This window comes from Kaistella sp. (assembly GCF_049588135.1).
Taxonomy (GTDB): domain Bacteria; phylum Bacteroidota; class Bacteroidia; order Flavobacteriales; family Weeksellaceae; genus Kaistella.
In genome coordinates this window covers 1-18580 of record NZ_JBAVFG010000165.1, presented here as the reverse complement: position 1 = coordinate 18580, position 18580 = coordinate 1, and the positions used below count along the sequence as shown (strand labels likewise).

Annotated in this window: 20 protein-coding genes and 2 pseudogenes; 7 read left to right on the top strand and 15 right to left on the bottom strand. The window is 34.2% G+C overall.

The features are described 5' to 3' along the window. From WBY99_RS09300 to uvrA, 5 genes and pseudogenes are all read right to left on the bottom strand, one after another. Positions 1-406, bottom strand: a pseudogene (locus WBY99_RS09300) (hypothetical protein); the annotation flags it as partial. 229 nt (positions 407-635) lie between these two features. Further along, positions 636-2201: an NAD(P)/FAD-dependent oxidoreductase gene (locus WBY99_RS09295; protein ID WP_423976053.1), complete on the bottom strand. Its 1566-nt coding sequence runs from the start codon at positions 2199-2201 to the stop codon at positions 636-638. Between the two features lie 66 nt (positions 2202-2267). Beyond that, positions 2268-2479: pseudogene (locus tag WBY99_RS09290) on the bottom strand (N-acetyltransferase family protein); the annotation flags it as partial. 209 nt (positions 2480-2688) lie between these two features. Then, a complete protein-coding gene (locus WBY99_RS09285; protein ID WP_423976052.1) occupies positions 2689-3207 on the bottom strand; it encodes a DUF421 domain-containing protein in 519 nt (172 codons plus the stop codon). A 106-nt stretch (positions 3208-3313) separates the two neighbouring features. Beyond that, complete coding sequence (uvrA, locus tag WBY99_RS09280; RefSeq protein WP_423976051.1) at positions 3314-6145, bottom strand: excinuclease ABC subunit UvrA; 2832 nt, start codon at positions 6143-6145, stop codon at positions 3314-3316. Between the two features lie 301 nt (positions 6146-6446). On the opposite strand from uvrA, the gene WBY99_RS09275 reads away from it, so the two are divergent. After that, positions 6447-6623 carry a transposase family protein gene (locus WBY99_RS09275; RefSeq protein ID WP_423976050.1) on the top strand — a complete coding sequence of 59 codons (177 nt, stop codon included), beginning with the start codon at positions 6447-6449 and terminating at the stop codon, positions 6621-6623. Beyond that, the gene (locus tag WBY99_RS09270; protein ID WP_423976049.1) at positions 6568-6735 is read left to right on the top strand and encodes a transposase family protein; all 168 of its coding nucleotides are present in this window, start codon (positions 6568-6570) and stop codon (positions 6733-6735) included. Before WBY99_RS09275 ends, WBY99_RS09270 begins: the two co-directional genes overlap by 56 nt. Before the next feature lie 374 nt (positions 6736-7109). Here the strand turns inward: WBY99_RS09270 and WBY99_RS09265 are convergent, their stop codons facing one another. Beyond that, positions 7110-8312: an aminotransferase class I/II-fold pyridoxal phosphate-dependent enzyme gene (locus WBY99_RS09265; protein WP_423976048.1), complete on the bottom strand. Its 1203-nt coding sequence runs from the start codon at positions 8310-8312 to the stop codon at positions 7110-7112. A 157-nt stretch (positions 8313-8469) separates the two neighbouring features. Between WBY99_RS09265 and WBY99_RS09260 the strand changes: the two genes are divergently transcribed. Next, positions 8470-8925: an Lrp/AsnC family transcriptional regulator gene (locus WBY99_RS09260; RefSeq protein WP_423976047.1), complete on the top strand. Its 456-nt coding sequence runs from the start codon at positions 8470-8472 to the stop codon at positions 8923-8925. A gap of 20 nt (positions 8926-8945) precedes the next feature. Here the strand turns inward: WBY99_RS09260 and WBY99_RS09255 are convergent, their stop codons facing one another. Both WBY99_RS09255 and WBY99_RS09250 read right to left on the bottom strand, forming a co-directional pair. Next, positions 8946-9965, bottom strand: coding sequence for an alpha/beta hydrolase (locus WBY99_RS09255; RefSeq protein WP_423976046.1), 1020 nt, complete (start codon positions 9963-9965; stop codon positions 8946-8948). 138 nt (positions 9966-10103) lie between these two features. Further along, on the bottom strand, positions 10104-10742 hold the full coding sequence (locus WBY99_RS09250) for an alpha/beta hydrolase (protein ID WP_423976045.1): 639 nt from the start codon (positions 10740-10742) through the stop codon (positions 10104-10106). A gap of 348 nt (positions 10743-11090) precedes the next feature. Here WBY99_RS09250 and WBY99_RS09245 point away from each other — a divergent pair, with 348 nt between their 5' ends. The 3 genes from WBY99_RS09245 (at position 11091) to folK (ending at position 13351) form a co-directional block, all read left to right on the top strand. Then, positions 11091-11759 (top strand): flavodoxin reductase, encoded by a 669-nt coding sequence (locus WBY99_RS09245; protein ID WP_423976044.1) that lies wholly within the window; start codon positions 11091-11093, stop codon positions 11757-11759. A 34-nt stretch (positions 11760-11793) separates the two neighbouring features. Then, positions 11794-12513, top strand: a complete 720-nt coding sequence (locus tag WBY99_RS09240; RefSeq protein ID WP_423976043.1) for an SDR family oxidoreductase — start codon at positions 11794-11796, stop codon at positions 12511-12513. 61 nt (positions 12514-12574) lie between these two features. Next, on the top strand, positions 12575-13351 hold the full coding sequence (gene folK / locus WBY99_RS09235; protein WP_423976042.1) for a 2-amino-4-hydroxy-6-hydroxymethyldihydropteridine diphosphokinase: 777 nt from the start codon (positions 12575-12577) through the stop codon (positions 13349-13351). A 64-nt stretch (positions 13352-13415) separates the two neighbouring features. On the opposite strand, the gene WBY99_RS09230 is transcribed toward folK, so the two are convergent. Together WBY99_RS09230 and tyrS are read right to left on the bottom strand one after the other, a co-directional pair. Next, entirely contained in the window at positions 13416-14168 is a 753-nt protein-coding gene (locus tag WBY99_RS09230; RefSeq protein ID WP_423976041.1) for an acyl-CoA desaturase, read from the bottom strand. A 125-nt stretch (positions 14169-14293) separates the two neighbouring features. Continuing rightward, positions 14294-15589 (bottom strand): tyrosine--tRNA ligase, encoded by a 1296-nt coding sequence (gene tyrS / locus WBY99_RS09225; protein WP_423976040.1) that lies wholly within the window; start codon positions 15587-15589, stop codon positions 14294-14296. 213 nt (positions 15590-15802) lie between these two features. Here tyrS and WBY99_RS09220 point away from each other — a divergent pair, with 213 nt between their 5' ends. Further along, the gene (locus WBY99_RS09220; RefSeq protein ID WP_423976039.1) at positions 15803-16249 is read left to right on the top strand and encodes a KTSC domain-containing protein; all 447 of its coding nucleotides are present in this window, start codon (positions 15803-15805) and stop codon (positions 16247-16249) included. A 128-nt stretch (positions 16250-16377) separates the two neighbouring features. Here the strand turns inward: WBY99_RS09220 and WBY99_RS09215 are convergent, their stop codons facing one another. From WBY99_RS09215 to WBY99_RS09195, 5 genes are all read right to left on the bottom strand, one after another. After that, positions 16378-16701, bottom strand: coding sequence for a helix-turn-helix domain-containing protein (locus tag WBY99_RS09215; RefSeq protein ID WP_423976038.1), 324 nt, complete (start codon positions 16699-16701; stop codon positions 16378-16380). Between the two features lies 1 nt (position 16702). Beyond that, complete coding sequence (locus WBY99_RS09210) at positions 16703-17050, bottom strand: type II toxin-antitoxin system RelE/ParE family toxin (RefSeq protein ID WP_423976037.1); 348 nt, start codon at positions 17048-17050, stop codon at positions 16703-16705. 177 nt (positions 17051-17227) lie between these two features. Continuing rightward, positions 17228-17656 carry a PIN domain-containing protein gene (locus WBY99_RS09205; protein ID WP_423976036.1) on the bottom strand — a complete coding sequence of 143 codons (429 nt, stop codon included), beginning with the start codon at positions 17654-17656 and terminating at the stop codon, positions 17228-17230. Then, complete coding sequence (locus WBY99_RS09200; protein WP_423976035.1) at positions 17656-17904, bottom strand: DUF6364 family protein; 249 nt, start codon at positions 17902-17904, stop codon at positions 17656-17658. The genes WBY99_RS09205 and WBY99_RS09200 overlap by 1 nt, the downstream gene beginning before the upstream one ends. 79 nt (positions 17905-17983) lie before the next feature. Continuing rightward, a partial coding sequence (locus tag WBY99_RS09195) for an HNH endonuclease signature motif containing protein (protein WP_423976034.1) occupies positions 17984-18580 on the bottom strand: 597 nt, incomplete at its 5' end.

Genomic DNA, 18580 nt, shown 5'->3' with positions numbered 1-18580 from the left:
CTCTATGACCCTGATGGTCATTATTATATTTTTTCCACTGGTTATTTCTTTTATTCTGTTGCCCTTTTGCATAATCTTTTGCGCTACCACCATAGATTTTTTTTGCTTGTCCTGGCGGAAGATTTTGTCGGTTTTGATTAGGGTAATAAATGGTTTTATTCCCATTTCTTCCTAGAATACCTGGCTGCCCGTAAACATCGCCAGTTCTAATGATTCTTCCATTTTGATAAACGTTTCCGTTTCGGTCCCGATAGATATCACCTCGGCGATAAACTTGTCCATCATTGGTTCTGTAAACCGTCCCATTATTCGGGTAATTATTCCCATAAGGATTCTGAGTCGTACTGCAGGAAGATAGCGTAATCGCTAATCCTGCTCCTAGTATTATTTTAAATAAATTGTTCATTATTGAAATTTTAAAGATTTAACTTTAGACCTTTCAATCATGATGCCAATTAATGAATAATGGTGATTTTTTAATTTTTGAAATGGAAAATTCTACAATGCTAATTCTTGTTTTTAAGAAAATGAGATTAAACTTTATCCTGTTAATTCGAACTATTTTTAAGGATAAACAATTGTTTAATGACTTCAAATTTTTCAATAAATAAACTTTCTAAATTATTGATCGATATCTATTTTAAATTTAAACTTTCTGCAACTTTCAAAGCGCATTTTTCTCCATCGATTGCTGCCGAAATAATTCCACCTGCGTAACCTGCTCCTTCACCACAAGGATATAAACCCTTAATTTGAAGATGTTCCAAAGAATAATGATCTCTCGGAATACGAACCGGTGACGAAGTTCGGCTTTCTGGTGCGTGCAAAATTGCTTCATTCGTCATATAACCTTTCATCGATTTTCCAAATTCCACAAATCCCTGTCGCATAATTTGACTTAAAAAACCAGGGAAAACTTCGCCCATCTCAACCGACGTCGTTCCGGGAACATAAGAGGTTTTAGGAATATTTTGTGAAATTTTATTTTGGGTAAAATCAACCATTCTTTGAGCAGGCACTTTTTGAGTTTCGCCAGCCAGATGCCAAGCTTTTTGCTCGATTGCTTTTTGAAATTCCATTCCAGCTAAGGGTCCAAATTGTTGATAAGGCTTGAAATCTTCTAATTTCAATTCTACTACAATCCCTGAATTTGCCGTGGATTGATCCCTTTTGGAAGGCGACCAACCATTAGTAACCACTTCTCCAGGACTTGTTGCACACGGCGCAATTACACCACCGGGACACATACAAAAAGAATACATTCCGCGGCCATTAACCTGTTTCACCACAGAATAAGGTGCTGGCGGTAAAAACTCACCACGATAATCGCAGGAATATTGAATTTTATCAATTAATTCTTGTGGATGTTCTGCTCGTACGCCTAAAGCAAAAGGTTTGGCTTCAATAAAAATATTCTTTTTATGAAGTAGTTCAAAAATATCACGTGCCGAATGACCCGTTGCTAAAATAACTTTATTCGCCGAAATTATGTTTCCATTTTGAAGAACAACACCTTGTATTTCGTTACTTTTAACCACAAAATCGGTGACGCGGGTTTCAAATAAAACTTCACCACCACAAGCGATAATTTGCTCCCGAATATCTTGAATAATTTTGGGTAGTTTGTTGGTCCCAATATGTGGATGAGCGTCTACCATGATATCAGGAGTTGCTCCAAAACCAACAAAAAGTTCTAAAACCCTATCGATATCGCCTCGCTTTTTTGAACGGGTATATAATTTTCCATCGGAATAAGTTCCGGCGCCACCTTCACCAAAACAATAATTAGAATCTTCATTTACAATTCCATCTACATTGATGGCTTTCAAATCACGGCGACGACCACGAACATCTTTTCCACGCTCTAAAACAATCGGCTTTAACCCGAGTTCAATCAACTGCAAAGCCGCAAATAATCCCGCTGGACCGGCTCCTACCACAATTACTTCTTGCCTGTTGGCAACATTCGGATAATGGGGTAATTCTATTCTAAAAGGAATATATTCTTCACCAAGTAAAAAAGCATTCCCCTTAATATTTACTTTTATCGCCTTTTGTCGGGCATCAAAAGAGCGTTTTAAAACAACTACTTTCTGAATTTCCTTAGGACTTATTTTACAGAATTTTGCTACCTGTTGCGTTAACAGCTCTTCGTTGGCTGCAGCTTCGAGCGATACTTGAAATTGAAATTCTTTTGGCATTGAATAGAGTTAAGAACAAAGTTTTAAAAGATCCTCATTAAATAAAATGATTCTTGCTGCAAATTTCTACTTTTTTAAGCAATACAAATAATATAAAACCAAAAAATAAATCCCTACCACTCGACTTCTTCTTTCAATTAAAATAATATCACGCCAAATCCCGTCTATTTGTCCAATCTTTTCCCTTGTTCCAACCAATCGAAATCCTTGTTTTTGTGAATCTGAATACTTGCTACATTCTCTGGAAAAATCCCAGACTGCAAAGTCCAAAAACCATTTTATTCGGTATCAAAAATCATTTAGAAATTCATTATTTTCTAAATTATAATTTCTGATTACCGTGTGTTTAAGTAGACAAAAGAAAACAGATGAAACATAAAAGACGCACAATCAGCCGTCTAAAACCTTAAAGTATATTATTAAATATTTGCGAATACTTAAATATTTTTCACCATCAAGTTACTTTTGTACTTGAAAGATTTATTTTTTAAAACTTATGACTTTTTCTTGGGAACTTTCTGCGGCGTCGTGTAAATTTGGTAGAACCGCTGTCCTTATCAATTGAAATAACACTGATGTTTCCATCAACTTCTAGAACCGCCAATTTTACATCGACTATTTTTTCGACGCCATGTTCTCTTACAGCTTCTTCTAATTCATCAAAACTGACTTCTTGTTCTTTCATTTTTATATTATCAACAATGCCATCTTTAATTAAAACAATAGGATCAGATTCTACTATACTTTTAATTCTAGGATTTCTAAAAATTATTTTCTTGATTACAAAATTCGCTACAAATAAAACCAATGCTGCGACCAAACCTCCTTCTAAACTCACATTAGAACCCACCATTGCATTTTGAACGGCATTAGAAATCAAGAGAAGCAATACAATATCGCCTGCATTTAATTGCGACAATTGGTTCTTGCCAAAAATCCGAATGGCGGCAAACATAAAAAGATACACAGCGAGACTTCGTAAAGCGACATCTAGAAATGGATTCATAGTTTACTATTTTATATTACAAAGTAAAAGAAAATAAAAAAACCGAACATCACATTCGGTTTTTGATTTTTAAAATATTTTTGTTTCTGGCTTTTTTAATGAAGATTTATTTCAATTCTCTTTTCAAAAACTTTGCAGTCAGAGATTTTTTAGATTTTGCTACTTCTTCCGGAGTTCCTTTTGCGATAATTTCGCCGCCGTGTTTTCCACCTTCTGGACCAATATCGATGATATGATCTGCGAGTTTGATGACATCCATATTATGTTCGATAATAATGAAAGAGTTTCCTAATTCCACTAATTTATTAATTGCATCCATTAATACTTTTACGTCTTCAAAATGCAAACCTGTTGTGGGCTCATCCAGAATATATAAAGTATTTCCGGTTTGTCTTTTCGATAATTCTGTGGCAAGTTTAATTCGTTGTGCTTCTCCTCCACTTAATGTCGTGGATTGTTGACCCAGCGTGATATATCCTAAACCAACATCTTGCATCGTTTTCACTTTCGAGTAGATTTTAGGAATCGGCTGGAAAAACTCTGTGGCTTCATCAATGGTCATTTCCAACACATCAGAAATCGATTTTCCTTTGTAACGAACTTCTAAAGTTTCGCGGTTAAATCTTTTGCCATTACAGGTTTCGCAGTGCACATACACATCTGGCAAGAAATTCATTTCGATCACTTTCAAACCGCCACCCTGACAGGTTTCGCAACGTCCGCCTTTTACATTAAAAGAGAATCGTCCGGCTTTATAACCTCTGATTTTCGATTCTGGAAGTTCTGCAAAAAGATTCCTGATATCGGTAAACATTCCGGTATAAGTTGCAGGATTCGAGCGTGGCGTTCTGCCAATTGGCGTTTGGTCAACATCAACAATTTTGTCGATATTATCGATTCCTTCGATTTTTTTGTAAGGTAAAGGATCTTTTACTGCTCTATAAAAATGCTGATTTAGTATAGGATACAAGGTACCATTAATCAAAGAAGATTTTCCACTTCCCGAAATCCCAGTTACGACAACCAGTTTCCCCAAAGGAATTTCTAAATTTACATTCTTCAGATTATTCCCGCTTGCTCCTTTTAGAATTAGTGATTTTCCGTTTCCTTCTCTACGAACTTCGGGAACTTCTATTTTACGTTTTCCTGTAAGATAATCTGCGGTGATGGTATCGGCATTTAATAAATCCTTCGGTTTTCCTTGCCAAAGAATTTCGCCCCCAAATTTTCCGGCTCGCGGCCCAATATCTAAAACCTCATCTGCTTCCATAATCATGTCTTTGTCGTGCTCCACAACGATTACAGAATTTCCGATATCGCGTAAGTTTTTCAAAGAAGCAATTAATCTTTCGTTATCTCTTTGATGCAAACCAATCGATGGTTCATCTAAAATATAAAGAACATTTACGAGTTGCGAACCGATTTGTGTTGCTAAACGAATTCTTTGAGATTCTCCCCCGGAAAGGGTTCTGGAACTTCTGCTCAAACTTAAATAATCTAAACCCACATCTAATAAAAATTGCAATCTGGTTTTGATTTCTTTTAGAATTTCATGAGCGATGATTTTATTGTTTTTGTTAAATTTATCTTCAACCTGAATTAACCAGTCCATTAAATCAAGAAGCGATAAAGCATTTATTTCTGCAATATTTTTCCCATCGATTTTAAAACTTAAACTGGATGCCTGCAATCTTGCTCCTTTACAATCGGGACATACCTCTTCTGTGGTGAAGTGTCGCTCTAACAAAGTAGCATCGTAACTTTCTTTGTCATCAATTATATCATTAATTAAAGAAATCAACCCGTCAAAATTGACTTTGATTTTTTTGTTAATGCCAGCAAGTTTCAAATCTTTATTGATTTCTTTGTGACAACCGTGATAGATATAATCTAAAGCTTCTTTCGGAATATCTTGAATCGGAATCGCCATCGTAAGTCCGAAAATTTCTAAGATATTTTTAATTTGACCCAAAATCCATTTGTTAGATTTAATGTCTTCTAATGGAAGCAAACCACCTTGATTAATAGAAAGTTTGGGGTTCTCTACAAAATAATCAGTATTTACTTTTTTCACCATTCCCAAACCTTTGCAATAGGGGCAACTTCCTTTTGGTGAGTTAAACGAAAAGGTATTCGGTTCTGGTAAAGCCAATGAATGTCCGGTGTCGGCATCCATTAAATTTTTGGAGAAATACTCTATATCATCACTGGCTAATTTCTGAATCCCAATCACTCCCTCACCCATATGCAAAGCCGTTTTCAGTGACTGCTCCATTCTGGTTTCAGAGGCATTTTCACCGATAATCCAACGGTCGATAACAATATCGATATCGTGGGTTTTGTAACGATCGAGTTTTAAATCATATTCAATATCTAGAATTTCACCATCTACTCTTGCTTGCCCATATCCTTTCTTTGCCATCTGAACAAAAAGTTCGTGATAATGCCCTTTCCGAGATCGAACTGCTGGAGCAAGTAGCATTACTTTCTCCCCTTTATAATTATTCTTAATGGCTTCTAAAATCTGCTCTTCGGTATAACTTACTAATCTTTGCCCAGTTGTTAAAGAATACGCATCTGAAACTCTGGCAAAAAGCAAACGCAAAAAGTCGTACAATTCTGTAACGGTTCCAACGGTTGAGCGAGGGTTTTTATTCGTTGTTTTCTGTTCGATTGCGATTACCGGAGAAAGCCCGTCGATTTTATCAACATCTGGTCTTTCTAAACCACCGAGGAATTGTCTGGCATATGCTGAAAAAGTTTCGATATATCTTCGTTGCCCTTCTGCAAAAATCGTATCAAATGCCAATGATGACTTCCCACTGCCTGACAATCCGGTTATTACAACCATTTCATTGCGTGGGATTTTAACATCAATGTTTTTTAAATTATGTTCGCGAGCACCGTAAACTTCTATATATTCTTTAGGATCTTTCATTTCAAATGTTCTAAAATTTCAATTTTTAGAATTCCGCAAAAATACGGATTTTTTATAGGATAATAGGTCAAGTATTCTAAGTTGTATTTTAACTCAAACTAAAATTGATGACATAAAGCATCATCAAAATCTCAATTTAAATTAATGAAAACTTTATGGAGTATCTCTTAAAAAACATCCAAAAAGAAGTCAGCGCAAAATCACACTTTTCAAATAAATAAAAACACTTATTATATTGACCACTAATTGTTTACATTGTCTTTTACCCGCATAAAAGCCTGATAATCAATACTTTAATCCAATGAATTCATCTGTAGATTTCAAAGACATTTTTAATCAAATAGAAGAGTACAGAAGCCATATAAACAAACTTCATAACCTAGAAGACATCCTTCTTATTGGGATAATTGGAGTGATTTCTGATGCAGAAACATGGGATCAAATGTTTTTGGTTTGTAAAATCAAAAGAGATTTTTAGTATTGCGCCTAATGGCATTCCTTCAAAACATACCATTAACAAAGTCTTCTCTGCTATTGATAGTGAACAATTTGAATCTTGTTTTACAGATTGGATTCCATTGCTGATTTGAGTAAAAGTCAAATAATTACCATTGATATAGATAGCTATGGCATACCAAAAGGTAAAAAGAAACACTTCGGAATTCAATGTGAAAATTTTAAGGACGAGAGAAAATCCAGATACAAGAATAGGATTACTAAAAAAATAATTGATACCGAGATATAAAATACAGAAAGGTCTATCCCACCAGTACAACATTTAATAATGGCGAAGAGCCAAAAACAGTAATGATTTGTTATTTTTGTAAAAAAAAATTTTATTTAATCATACTCTTAGTTGCTCAATTGAAAGGAATTATTAATTGAAACTAATACAAATCTCAATTTTCATTCATATTAATAGTGAAAAATTGAGATTTGTTTTTTTAATCTTACTTTTTATAACTTATAAAACTCCAACCTGCTCCATGCACCGTTTCATTTTTTCATAAGTTCTTTTAATATCGTGGTCTAAACCGATTGACATCCGAATTAATCCTTGCGAAAGTCCCATTTCTTTTTGTTCTCCTTCTGGAATCTCAGAGGATGTTGAACTTCCTGAACAGGAGAATAATGTTTTGTAAAATCCAAGACTTACTGCCAAATAACCCAAGTTTTCTTTTTGCATCAATTCCATTAATTCATTGGCTTTTTCTACGGTTTCTACATCTAAAGTCAATAAACCACCAAACCCATATTCTGCATTCATCATGCTTTTGAACAATTCATGTTGTTTGTGGCTTTTCAATCCGGGATATTTTACGATTAATCCGTCTTCCTCAAATTTTTTGGCAAGGAACATTGCGTTTTCGCTATGTTTAATCATTCGGATATGAAGTGTTCGCAGATTTTTAAGAATACTCGAAGCCCGCAAACTGTCCATCGTTGGACCAAGCAACATGCAAGCGCCGTTATTCACGTTTTTTAAATCATTAATAAAATCTGTATTTCCGCAAATTACGCCCCCAATTGCATCGCTGCTTCCGTTGATGAATTTCGTTAAACTGTGAATGGTAAGGTCTGCGCCCAAAACGTTTGGCGAAATTGAAAGTGGTGAAAAGGTATTGTCCACAATGAGTTTCAGGTTGTGTTTTTTGGCAATTTTCACGAGTTCTCGCAAGTCGGCAACTTCCAAAAGTGGATTGCTTACCGATTCGCAATAAATTATTTTAGTGTTTTTATTGATGGCATTTTCCACTTTTTCGAGATTGGTAATATCTACAAAAGAAGTTTCTATTTGATAATCTGGCAGAAAATTTTTCATGAAAGCATACGTTCCGCCATAAATGGTGCGGCTGGAAACGATGTGATCGCCGCTTTTGCAAAGCTGCATCAAAACGCTGGTAATTGCGCCCATTCCTGAAGCAGTTACGTTTGCACTTTCTGTTCCTTCCATTTTTGCGAGCGCTTCGGAAAGGTAAAGATTGCTCGGCGATGAATGTCGCGAGTAAAGATAACAACCGTCTGTGTTTCCTTCGAAAGTATCGAACATGGTTTTTGCAGAAAGAAAAGTGTAAGTTGAGCTGTCTGAAATTGAAGGATTTACACCTCCGAATTCTCCGAAATATTGCAAGTCCTGAATGTTGTTTGCAGCATTAAAATTTTCCATAATAATATTTTTTGTTTGGATAAAAATCAATATTTTTAAACTTAAACACAATAATTTTAAATAAATTCAGAATTTAAATCTATTATAAAATCAAATGCTAGATTTTAATTTTATATTTGATGAATAATAAAAGTAATAACCGAAAATATTTCATTTCATGCTAGATGCAAAAGATAAAAAATTGCTGATTTTACTACAAAATGATGCGAAGAAAACAACCAAACAACTCGCCAATGAATTAGATTTATCCATTACTGCAGTTTTTGAACGCATTAAAAAACTGGAGAAACAACAGATTATCGAGAAATATGTTGCGTTACTCAATAACGAAAAAATTCAGAAAAATTTCATCGTTTTATGTCACGTGAAATTGGTTCAGCACAAGAAAGAATATATCTCGCAGTTTGAAAAAGAAATTACGCAGTTTCCCGAAGTTTTAGAATGTTTTCATGTTTCCGGAGATTCCGATTATATTCTCAAAATCTGTGTTCGCGACATTCAGGAATACCGAGAATTTATGGTGAGTAAATTGACGAATCTGCAGCATATTGCAAGTACACAGAGTTCTTTTATGATTAAAGAAGTGAAGAATTCTACGGTAATTGAACCATAAAATGAGATTGAGGCGTTTTATTATTTTGTAAAAAGCCAAAGATAAGCTGTGCCAAATTCCCGTGACCAATACGATTCGGAATGCGTTCCATCTTCATCGAATTTGGTTTTACTATTTTCTTCGGGAACTCCTTTTTTAATTAAAACCGAAATTACCTTCTGAATATCCGAAACCATATCTTCTGATTCCTCAGTTCCTGCGAGAAAATAAAATTGGGTGTTTTTTAGATTTTTTGAATTCTTATTAACAAAGAGATTTAAATCTTTAAAATTAAACCAAAAGCTCGGACTGAAAATTCCGAGTTTTCCAAATTTCTCAGGATATTTCAAACCAGCATAAAACGAAATTAATCCACCCATTGAACTTCCGATGAGGGCTGTATTTTTTGCTTGTGGCAAAGTTCGGTAGTTTTTATCGATGTAAGGCTTCAGAGTTTTAGCCAGAAATTCGGTATAAGCATCGCCTTTCCCACCACCGTATTTTTCATTGTTCCAGGGCGAATATTCGTTTAATCTTTCCGTACCGCCATTTTCAATTCCTACAACAATAGCATCGGGATTTCCTTCTGCAAATAATTGATTCAGGGTTTCATCAATCTTCCATTCGCCGGAAAAAGAAGTAGCATCATTAAATAAATTCTGTGCATCCTGCATATAAATTACAGGATATTTTTTGTGAGAAGTGGAATAATTTGGCGGAAGATAAATCCAAATTCTGCGACTGGTCTTGAGTTGCGGAATATAAAAGTTTTCGCTTAAAACTTTTACATTATCGGCGACTGTGTTTTTTTTAATAGCGGAATGTTCCCAAGAAAGTATTTTGTTTTCAACCGTTTGATTGTTTTCGATGAATACGAGTTTCCGATTTTCTAACTTATTTCCATTTTCATCGCCTTCTGCCGTTTCCCAGTTTACTTGATTGAATTTATATTCTAAAGTTCCCTCATTTTTTGGGATTTGTAAAATGTAATTTCCGAAACTGTCTTTTTTTAATTCAAAATTAGGATCATTTGGTCTCCAGTTATTCAAGGAATTTGCCATGAAAATTTTGATATTTGCAGGAGTTTCTTTTGGGACGGAAGTAATTTTTATGAGAACTTGACTTTGAAAATTGGTGCAAACAATCGCAAATAATATAAAGTGAAATTTAATTTGTTTAAAAATTCTCATCTTCAAAAATTATTTACCGAAAAAATCCATTAAGTCCATATAGTTTTTTTGATTCACGCCATGACCGCTCATATATTCCCGAAAAGAAAAATAGGCCCCTAATTCATATAATAAATCCGCTGCCTTCCGTCCCCATTCTAAAGGAATAATTGCATCATCGGTTCCGTGAGAAATAAAGAATCGCAATTTTTCGATTTTCTTTTTGTCTTTGACGATATTTGTTAATAGTTTTTCTTCTGCATAGCAACTCATACAAGCAACTTTTGCAAATAAATCTGGATTGTTCAAAGCCAATACATAGCTTAAAATTCCACCTTGAGAAAATCCGCACAAATGGGTTTGGTTTTCTGTTAAACCATATTCGTTGGTGATTTTCAATATGTTTCCCAAAATCTCTTCTTGTGATTCTTTTGCTTGGGCAACGTCAATTCGGTTTTCCTCATTCATTAAATCAATATCATACCAAGAATAACCTTCGTAATTGGTATTAAAAGGTGCTCTGAAACTTACAATTAACCAATCTTCCGGCAAATTGGGAACAAAACTGAATAAGTCTTCTTCGTTGCTTCCGTAACCGTGAAGTAAAATTAATAAAGGTGTTTTCGGGGTAATATTTTGGGGTTCTCGAACGAGGTATTTTAAATCCATAAAGCAAAGATAATGATTTACATTATAAATTTTCAGATGAAAAATTGGTCCTGATAAATATGTTCTTTTAACGGATAGTGCAATTTAACCCAATATTTATCGGTTGAAAGTTTTTATTTTTCAAATTTAAAATCATGTTTCCGAAAAAAACGCAAATTTTTTGTAACCTTTTCCAGTTTGATGCACTCTATTAAATATAGAAAAGAGAGAAATTGTATTATTTCAGATGATTTTCAAAATAGCAATTTTTTTACGTTTTTCTTCAATTGCTCAATAGGTGTTTTATAACAAGGAAAGAAGATATACAAAAAGAATTTTTATCGTACATTTATATATAAATAATTTATCATGTCGCAAATTACCAAAATCAAATCGATTGAACATCTTACCCATGATGTTCTACACGTGGTTCTTGACAGACCAGAAGGATTGAATTATATCCCGGGACAAGCTGTGGATATTGCACTGAATAAACCAGAATGGAGTGAGAAGAAAAACTGTTTCACTTTCACCTCCTTGCCAGAAGATGATGATATCGAATTTACCATCAAAACCTATCCCGAACATCACGGAATTACCAATGAATTACTTTCATCCAAACCGGGAGATGAAGTGATTATTTATAAACCTTTTGGTGATATTTCTTTCAAAGGAGCAGGTATTTTTATTGCCGGCGGTGCGGGAGTGACGCCATTTATTGCGATTCTGAAAAATTTGGAAAAGCAAAATAAACTCGAAGGAAACAAACTTATTTTCGCCAATAAAAGAAAAGAAGATATTATTTTAGAAAATCATTTTAATTCAGTTCTTGGCAAAAATTTCATCAATATCCTTTCTGATGAGGATTTAGAAGGTTATGAACATGGCTATATTTCGCCCGAATTAATTAGAAAATATGCTGATGAGCATTTGAAATATTACTATGTATGCGGACCACCACCGATGATGACCGCCGTTGAAGCACATTTAAAAACTTTAGGAATTGCAGAAGAGTTTATCGTAAAAGAAGGTTTCTAAACCGATTAAGAATTATTGAGCTTAAAAAATAAATATGAAAAATTATGCTTTAGTTACTGGTAGTGCCGATAGAATTGGGAAAGCAATCGCAATTGATCTTGCAAAAAATGGCTACAATTTGGTTTTGCATTATAATTCATCTTTAGAAAAAGCACAAAAAGTAAAAGATGAAATTCAAGCTTTAGAAAATGGAATAGAAGTAGAATTGCTGCAAATTAATTTTTTAACAGAAAACGATTTTGACCATATTTTCGAAGATTTAAAAAAGAAAAAAAGGAGTATTGAAATTCTCGTGAATTGCGCTTCAGATTTTGTTCCATCCGATTTTAAAAACCAAGGAAGCGAACTTTTTGAGAAAGAAATGACGATTAATTTTAAAAACCCTTATCTTCTTACGAAAGCTTTTGCGAGGGTTTTTGGCAAAGGAAATATCATTAATTTCATCGATACGAAAGTTTCGAAAAACAGTACAACTCATCTCGATTATATTTTGAGTAAAAAATTATTGAAAGATTTTACCAAGATTTCCGCAGTAGAATTGGCACCAAATATAAGAGTCAACGGAATTGCACCCGGATTAATTCTTCCGCCAAAAGGAAAAGATGAAAGTTATTTGTTGAATTTGGCTCAAAATATCCCTTTAAAAACAATTGGTAATTTAGAGGAAATTTTAAAAGCTTTTCGGTTTATTTTAGACAGTCAATTTTTCACTGGACAGATTTTATATATTGATGGCGGAGAACATTTGGTTTAAATAGTAAAAAAGTACAGTAAGCATTTGTTTCAAAGGCAAATTCAAAAAAAACAAGTCAAATATGAGGTCAAATTATAATCCGAAATTATCCACCGTTCGAGTAGAAAATCTGCGTCTCCGAGCTTTTATTGGTTTTATCGACTGGGAAACCGAAAAGTTGCAAGATGTCATCATTTCGTTTTCCTTTCAATATGATACTGCGTTGGCGAGCGAAACCGACAATGTGCAAAATGCCGTAGATTACAAGAAAATAACAAAAGAGATAATCGATTTTACGGATCATCAAAGTTTTCATCTCATCGAAACTTTGGCAGAGAAAATTTATGCACACATCCAAACTTTCAATGCGGTTTTGCAAGACATTCATGTGAAAGTAGAAAAGCCGCATGCTCTGCGATTTGCCGACAATGTTTTAGTGGAAATTGAGGGTAAAAACCGTTACAATACTGCGATTATTGCGTTAGGTTCTAATATTAATTCGGAGGAAAATTTCACGAAATCTTTAACTTATCTTCAGCAATTTGGCTTTATCATGCAACGTACCGCATTTGTGAAAACAAAGCCATTAAAATTTGAAAACCAACCCGAGTTTCTGAATGGAGCTGTTCTTTTTCATACTCAAAAAAACCTTTCTGAATTGAAAATGCATTTAAAACAAATCGAAGCTCTACTTGGAAGAGTGAGGACCGAAAACAAAAATGCACCGCGCGAAATCGATCTGGATATTACCACTTACAATGGATTTGTCATTGATAAAGATGTTGAGGAATTCCCTTTCCTTATTGATTTTTTGCAACAATTACAACCAGAAATTCAACTTTCGGATCTGGGAAAATAGAAATTTAAGTTTTTTCTTGTCACAAATTCACGAATAAAAATTGGTTCGTGAATTCGTGATTTTTTTAATGTTCTCTTTTTACAACTGCAACAGGATTCAATTTAATCAATTTCATTTTATCCAGCAAAATCATGATGTAATAAGTAACGTCGATTTCATGCCATCTTACGCCTCCAAAGTTAGCTCTTCCGCCGTGTTTGTGGTGGTTGTTATGATAACCTTCGCCCATCATTAACCAATCAAAACTGAAAAGATTTTTAGAAGTATCGGAAACTTTAAAGTTCGTGTAGCCATAAATATGCGCAAACCAATTGATGATTACGCCGTGAATTGGTGCCATCATATAAGCAACCGGAAGCAAAAGCCATTCCCACCAAGCGGTTGCGAAGAAATAGAAAAATGCGGTATAAGCAATTGCCCAACCAATTCGTGACCCCCAAGAACTTGCGAATTGATCAAAACTTTCCCATTGCGGAACATTTTTGGTGAATTTTTCTTCAATTTTTACTTTCTGTTGATTGATTTGCTGATAAATCGATTTGGTGCGCCACATCATTGCAAAAAGATTGTGGTCGTATTTCGGCGAATGCGGATCTTTTTCGGTGTCGGCAAAAGCGTGGTGCATTCTGTGCATAACGCCGTATCCGTAAGCGGAAAGATAGTTGGATCCTTGTGTAATCCAAGTTAAAATGAAACACAATTTCTCGCCAAACTTCGACATTTTGAAAGTTTGGTGCGCTGCATAACGATGCAGAAAAAAAGTTTGAAAAAACAGTCCAGAATACCAAAGGACAATGATGAAAATGATGATTGTCATTAAAAAATAATTTGCGGTAAAGATATGGGAATTATGCAGTTTTCACGAAGGTTTAAAGGAATTTTACGTCGCTTTGCATAAGAAAAAATATCGATGAAATTCACCGACATTCAAAAAATGATATTTTAAATTGCTTTCACAATGAAATAGTTTTTCTTCCCTTTCTGTAAAAGTAAAAATTTGCCGTCGATTAAATCCTTTTCTGCAACTTCGAAAGTGTCGGCAACTTTTTCTTTATTGATGGAAATTGAATTTCCTTGCAATTCTCTTTTTGCTTCTCCTTTCGATTTTAGGAAACCTGATTTTTCAGAAATTAAATCGATCACATTGCTTCCAACAACTTCATTTTTTGCGATTTCTTTTTGCGGAACGCCTTCAAAAACTTCTAAGAAAGTCGCTTCATCCAAATTCACCAAATCTTCAGCAGTCGAGCGTCCGAATAAAATTTCTGAAGCTTTCACCGCTTTTTCGAATTCTTCACGGTTGTGAACCCAAACGGTCACTTCTTCCGCCAATTTTTTCTGTAGCTTTCTTTCGTGTGGAGCGGTTTTGTGTTCAGCGATTAAATTTTCGATTTCTTCTTTGCTTAAAAAAGTATAGAATTTAATAAATCTTTCGGCATCTTCGTCGGTTGCATTGACCCAAAATTGGTAGAATTTATAAGGTGAAGTTCTTTTCGGATCGAGCCAGTAATTTTCGCCGGCTTCCGATTTTCCGAATTTAGAACCATCGGATTTTGTGATTAAAGGAACGGTTAAAGCAAACGCTTCTCCTTGCGCTTTTCTGCGGATCAATTCAGTTCCTGTGGTGATATTTCCCCATTGATCGGAACCGCCCATTTGCAGTTTCACGTTTTTTTCTCGGTACAAATGCAGGAAATCGTAACCTTGCAACAATTGGTAAGTAAATTCGGTGAAACTCATGCCTTCTGCGCCGCCTTCACCGGTGATTCTTTTCTTCACCGATTCTTTCGCCATCATATAATTCACCGTAATATTTTTACCAATATCTCGAATGAATTCCAGGAAAGAAAATTCTTTCATCCAATCGTAATTGTTGACCAATTCGGCGTTATTGGCTTCGTTTCCGTCGAATTTCAAAAATTTTGAAAGTTGATTTTTCAAGCAATCTACGTAATGATTCAAAGTAGCTTCATCCAAAAGATTTCTCTCGTTCGATTTGCCCGATGGATCACCGATCATTCCTGTTGCACCGCCTACCAAAGCGATTGGTCTGTGACCGTGTTGCTGAAAATGTGCCAAAATTTTGATCTGAATTAAACTCCCGATGTGCAAAGAATCTGCAGTTGGATCGAAGCCGATATAAGCGGTCGTCATTTCTTTGTTCAGTTGCTCATCGGTTCCGGGCATCATGTCGGAATAAAGTCCACGCCATTTCAGTTCTTCAATAAAGGGATTCATTTTCTTAAAAATTTTTAAGAGGCAAAGATAGGGTTTCGAGTTCCAAGTTGCAAGTTGCAGGTTTCGAGTTCCAAGTTTCATGTTTCAAGTTTGGGATTGTGTGAAAATTTCAATAATAAAAAGGCTTTGCAATGTATTTGATATTCATTTAATTAAGTGATGATTTTTAATTTTAAAAACCCTAATTTTGCACCCCGAAATATTGATATACTTATGAAACGAATTGGCGAACACAGAAAACTGCTTGGAGTTGATAAAACCGCAACTTTAAAAGACTTAAAAACCATTTACAGAAATACGATGAAAGATGCGCATCCTGATAAATTTGTGAACGACGAAGCCGGAAAACTGGAAGCGGAAGAAAAAAGCAAATCGGTGATTGAGGCGTATCATTTTTTGGTGAGCATCAATCCGGAAACGCAGGAAAAATACAAAGAAGAATATACAGAAACCATTTCAAAATCGAATATTCAGGATTTTTATCTGGAGAAATCCATTTTGAAAGTGCAGCATTTGAATGGTAAAATGTTCGAATATATCGGTGTTCCAAGAAATACCTACATTAAAATGGTGAATTCAGATTCTCCGAGCCGTTTTGCGAGAAGACACATCTACGGAAATTTTATTTATAGAAAAGACGGTGAAGCGATGGCGGATTAATTTCTTTTCGTTTTAAAATTTAAAAAGCACAATTTCGAAATGAGATTGTGCTTTTTTTTGTTTTTTATGAAAGTGCTTTTTTAAAATGTTGCTTAAAGCCTGGAAACTTTTCTGAGTGGCATCGTTTTTTAGTACGCTAATTTTTTATCATTCAGTTCAACGTTAAAGTTCACTTTCGCTCCCAAAGCTTCAAACACTTTCATAATAGTTTCAAATCTTGCATTTTTCGCACTATTTTCTATTTTTGAGATTTGAGCTTTTTGAACTCCAACAAGTTCGCCCAATTCTTCTTGAGTCATATTGCGCTCTTGCCGAGCTTGTTTAATGGCTTGTCCCAATAAGTCGATTCTCAACTCATTCTCAAACGCTTCTCGCTTTTCGGTTCCAAGTTTTCCAATGTGTTTGTCAATCATGGTATCAATCGAAACGGTTTTAAATTTATTTTTTGCCATTTTATTTATTTTTTGTTTGATGTTCTAAATATTGTTTTCTAATTACTTCCGCCCTTTTAATTTCTTTTGTCGGGGTTTTCTGCGTTTTCTTTAAAATTCCGTGGGTTGCCACAACCAAAGTTTCTTTACCACCAGATTTGTCCCAAAATGAAAAAAGGCGGAATGCTTTTCCATTGTACAAAGTTCGAAATTCCCAAATGAAGTCGTTTAGTTTTTTGAAAAGTTCATTGTCATTCACAAATTGAGCTTTCTTTATATTGTAATAAATTTTTTCTCTTGTTTTGTGGTCAAGATTTTCTAAAAACTCAATTGCTTCCGGCAATAATTCAATGTCAAAGTTAGGCTTCATCCCCAATTTTTGTCAAAGATACAAATTTCCCAATTGGGAAACAATTGGGTTGTGATTATTTTTATTTTCCAAACTTTTTTAGGTCAAAATTTGATTTTCGGCGATAGTTAATTTTCGGGAAATTGAAGTTTTAAAATATTCCGTAAAGTTGGGAGATTTTGTGGAGCTGGAAAATTATTAACCTTTAGGAAACTTTACGAAATTAAGGTAAGTTTCAGGTTCCATTATTGCTAAATTGCTTGTTTTGTAATCTTTTATATTTCTTGTAATGATTATTTTTATTTCTGGATCGTTTTGAGCAGAAAAATTCTGAAGCGCATCTTCAAAGTCTTTGAATTCTGAATGTAAAGCTTCCAAAACAGCATCTTTATTGGCGGTTACAACCTCAACAATATTCATTAATATTTTTAGATTCTCAATCATTTTTTCATGTTTTGCAGTTTTTCTGAGCAGATCATAAATATTGCTCAACATGATTGAGGTTACAAAACCTTGAATTTTTCCGTTTTCGCACCAACTTAATATTTGAGCTGCGTCTTCTGAAAATGGTTTTCTATCAAACAGAAAATCAAGAATGACGTCGGTGTCGATTAAAACTTTATCCATTACAAATATTTTTCAGATAATCGTTCGGATAATTCCTTTTTGTAATCGAAATCTTTGGGCATTTTGAATGAACCTTTTAAAGATTTAAGAGTAGAAGATAGCTCCTCATTCTGCGGAATTTCTTCCGTAGTTAAAGCTTTAAGGTAGTTTTCAATTAAATCTGAAAGGCTTCTTTCCTTATTGCGGGCGTATTTTTTAGCCCTTTCAATAACGGATTGATCGATGGTTAAAGTGAGTTTTGTATTCATCTTCTTTTTGCTTGAATACAAATATACAAAATAAATAATGCACGTGGAGATTTGGTGGTTTTTACACGTGTGTTTGTTTTTATTTAATTCCTTTTACCATATTTTCTCCTCTCGTTAGAAGTTGAAGATTATTCAATTTTGTCAAACCTCCATTATGCATCGGAATAATATGGTCAACTTGAAAGATTAAACGACTTTTACTTTTGTATCCGCTTTCTGCGCTATAATAAAATCCATCTTTATCTTTATATTTTTCAAAAATTTGGTCTCTTAACCATTTTTCATAGGTCGGATTTGCGTTTCTAATTTCATACAAACTCATTTTTTCAAATTCTCTTATTTCGTGTTCTTCTGTTGGTAGTTGTTTGTTTCTACTATACAATTCAGGAAATGAAAGTCTGTTTTCTGCGATATTTATTTCGTTTAAAAATATACGTTGGTCAAAATTGAAAAATGTTTGCCATTCAATTTCGTTATCATTCCAAATTTTACTTAAAAAATCTGTCTTTAATCTTCCGCCTAAACCTTTTTCATAGAGTTCGTGAGCAATTCTGTCAATATCAAAATTTTCTCTATCTTTTAATTCAATATATCGTGGAACTTCATCTTGAACGATATAATATTGTAAAAGACTTTTTATATCATTGATGCTGTAAGCAGGATATTTATCAATACC

Excerpts from the sequence above, each read along its gene's own strand:
- tyrS (WP_423976040.1), bottom strand. The coding sequence starts at position 15,589 with ATGAATCCCTTTATTGAAGAACTGAAATGGCGTGGACTTTATTCCGAC.
- uvrA (WP_423976051.1), bottom strand. The coding sequence starts at position 6,145 with ATGAAAGATCCTAAAGAATATATAGAAGTTTACGGTGCTCGCGAACAT.
- folK (WP_423976042.1), top strand. The coding sequence starts at position 12,575 with ATGAGGTCAAATTATAATCCGAAATTATCCACCGTTCGAGTAGAAAAT.
- WBY99_RS09210 (WP_423976037.1), bottom strand. The coding sequence starts at position 17,050 with ATGAAGCCTAACTTTGACATTGAATTATTGCCGGAAGCAATTGAGTTT.
- WBY99_RS09230 (WP_423976041.1), bottom strand. The coding sequence starts at position 14,168 with ATGACAATCATCATTTTCATCATTGTCCTTTGGTATTCTGGACTGTTT.
- WBY99_RS09250 (WP_423976045.1), bottom strand. The coding sequence starts at position 10,742 with ATGGATTTAAAATACCTCGTTCGAGAACCCCAAAATATTACCCCGAAA.
- WBY99_RS09295 (WP_423976053.1), bottom strand. The coding sequence starts at position 2,201 with ATGCCAAAAGAATTTCAATTTCAAGTATCGCTCGAAGCTGCAGCCAAC.
- WBY99_RS09240 (WP_423976043.1), top strand. The coding sequence starts at position 11,794 with ATGAAAAATTATGCTTTAGTTACTGGTAGTGCCGATAGAATTGGGAAA.
- WBY99_RS09205 (WP_423976036.1), bottom strand. The coding sequence starts at position 17,656 with ATGGATAAAGTTTTAATCGACACCGACGTCATTCTTGATTTTCTGTTT.
- WBY99_RS09265 (WP_423976048.1), bottom strand. The coding sequence starts at position 8,312 with ATGGAAAATTTTAATGCTGCAAACAACATTCAGGACTTGCAATATTTC.
- WBY99_RS09285 (WP_423976052.1), bottom strand. The coding sequence starts at position 3,207 with ATGAATCCATTTCTAGATGTCGCTTTACGAAGTCTCGCTGTGTATCTT.
- WBY99_RS09270 (WP_423976049.1), top strand. The coding sequence starts at position 6,568 with ATGCAGAAACATGGGATCAAATGTTTTTGGTTTGTAAAATCAAAAGAG.
- WBY99_RS09275 (WP_423976050.1), top strand. The coding sequence starts at position 6,447 with ATGAATTCATCTGTAGATTTCAAAGACATTTTTAATCAAATAGAAGAG.
- WBY99_RS09220 (WP_423976039.1), top strand. The coding sequence starts at position 15,803 with ATGAAACGAATTGGCGAACACAGAAAACTGCTTGGAGTTGATAAAACC.
- WBY99_RS09215 (WP_423976038.1), bottom strand. The coding sequence starts at position 16,701 with ATGGCAAAAAATAAATTTAAAACCGTTTCGATTGATACCATGATTGAC.
- WBY99_RS09245 (WP_423976044.1), top strand. The coding sequence starts at position 11,091 with ATGTCGCAAATTACCAAAATCAAATCGATTGAACATCTTACCCATGAT.
- WBY99_RS09255 (WP_423976046.1), bottom strand. The coding sequence starts at position 9,965 with ATGGCAAATTCCTTGAATAACTGGAGACCAAATGATCCTAATTTTGAA.
- WBY99_RS09260 (WP_423976047.1), top strand. The coding sequence starts at position 8,470 with ATGCTAGATGCAAAAGATAAAAAATTGCTGATTTTACTACAAAATGAT.
- WBY99_RS09200 (WP_423976035.1), bottom strand. The coding sequence starts at position 17,904 with ATGAATACAAAACTCACTTTAACCATCGATCAATCCGTTATTGAAAGG.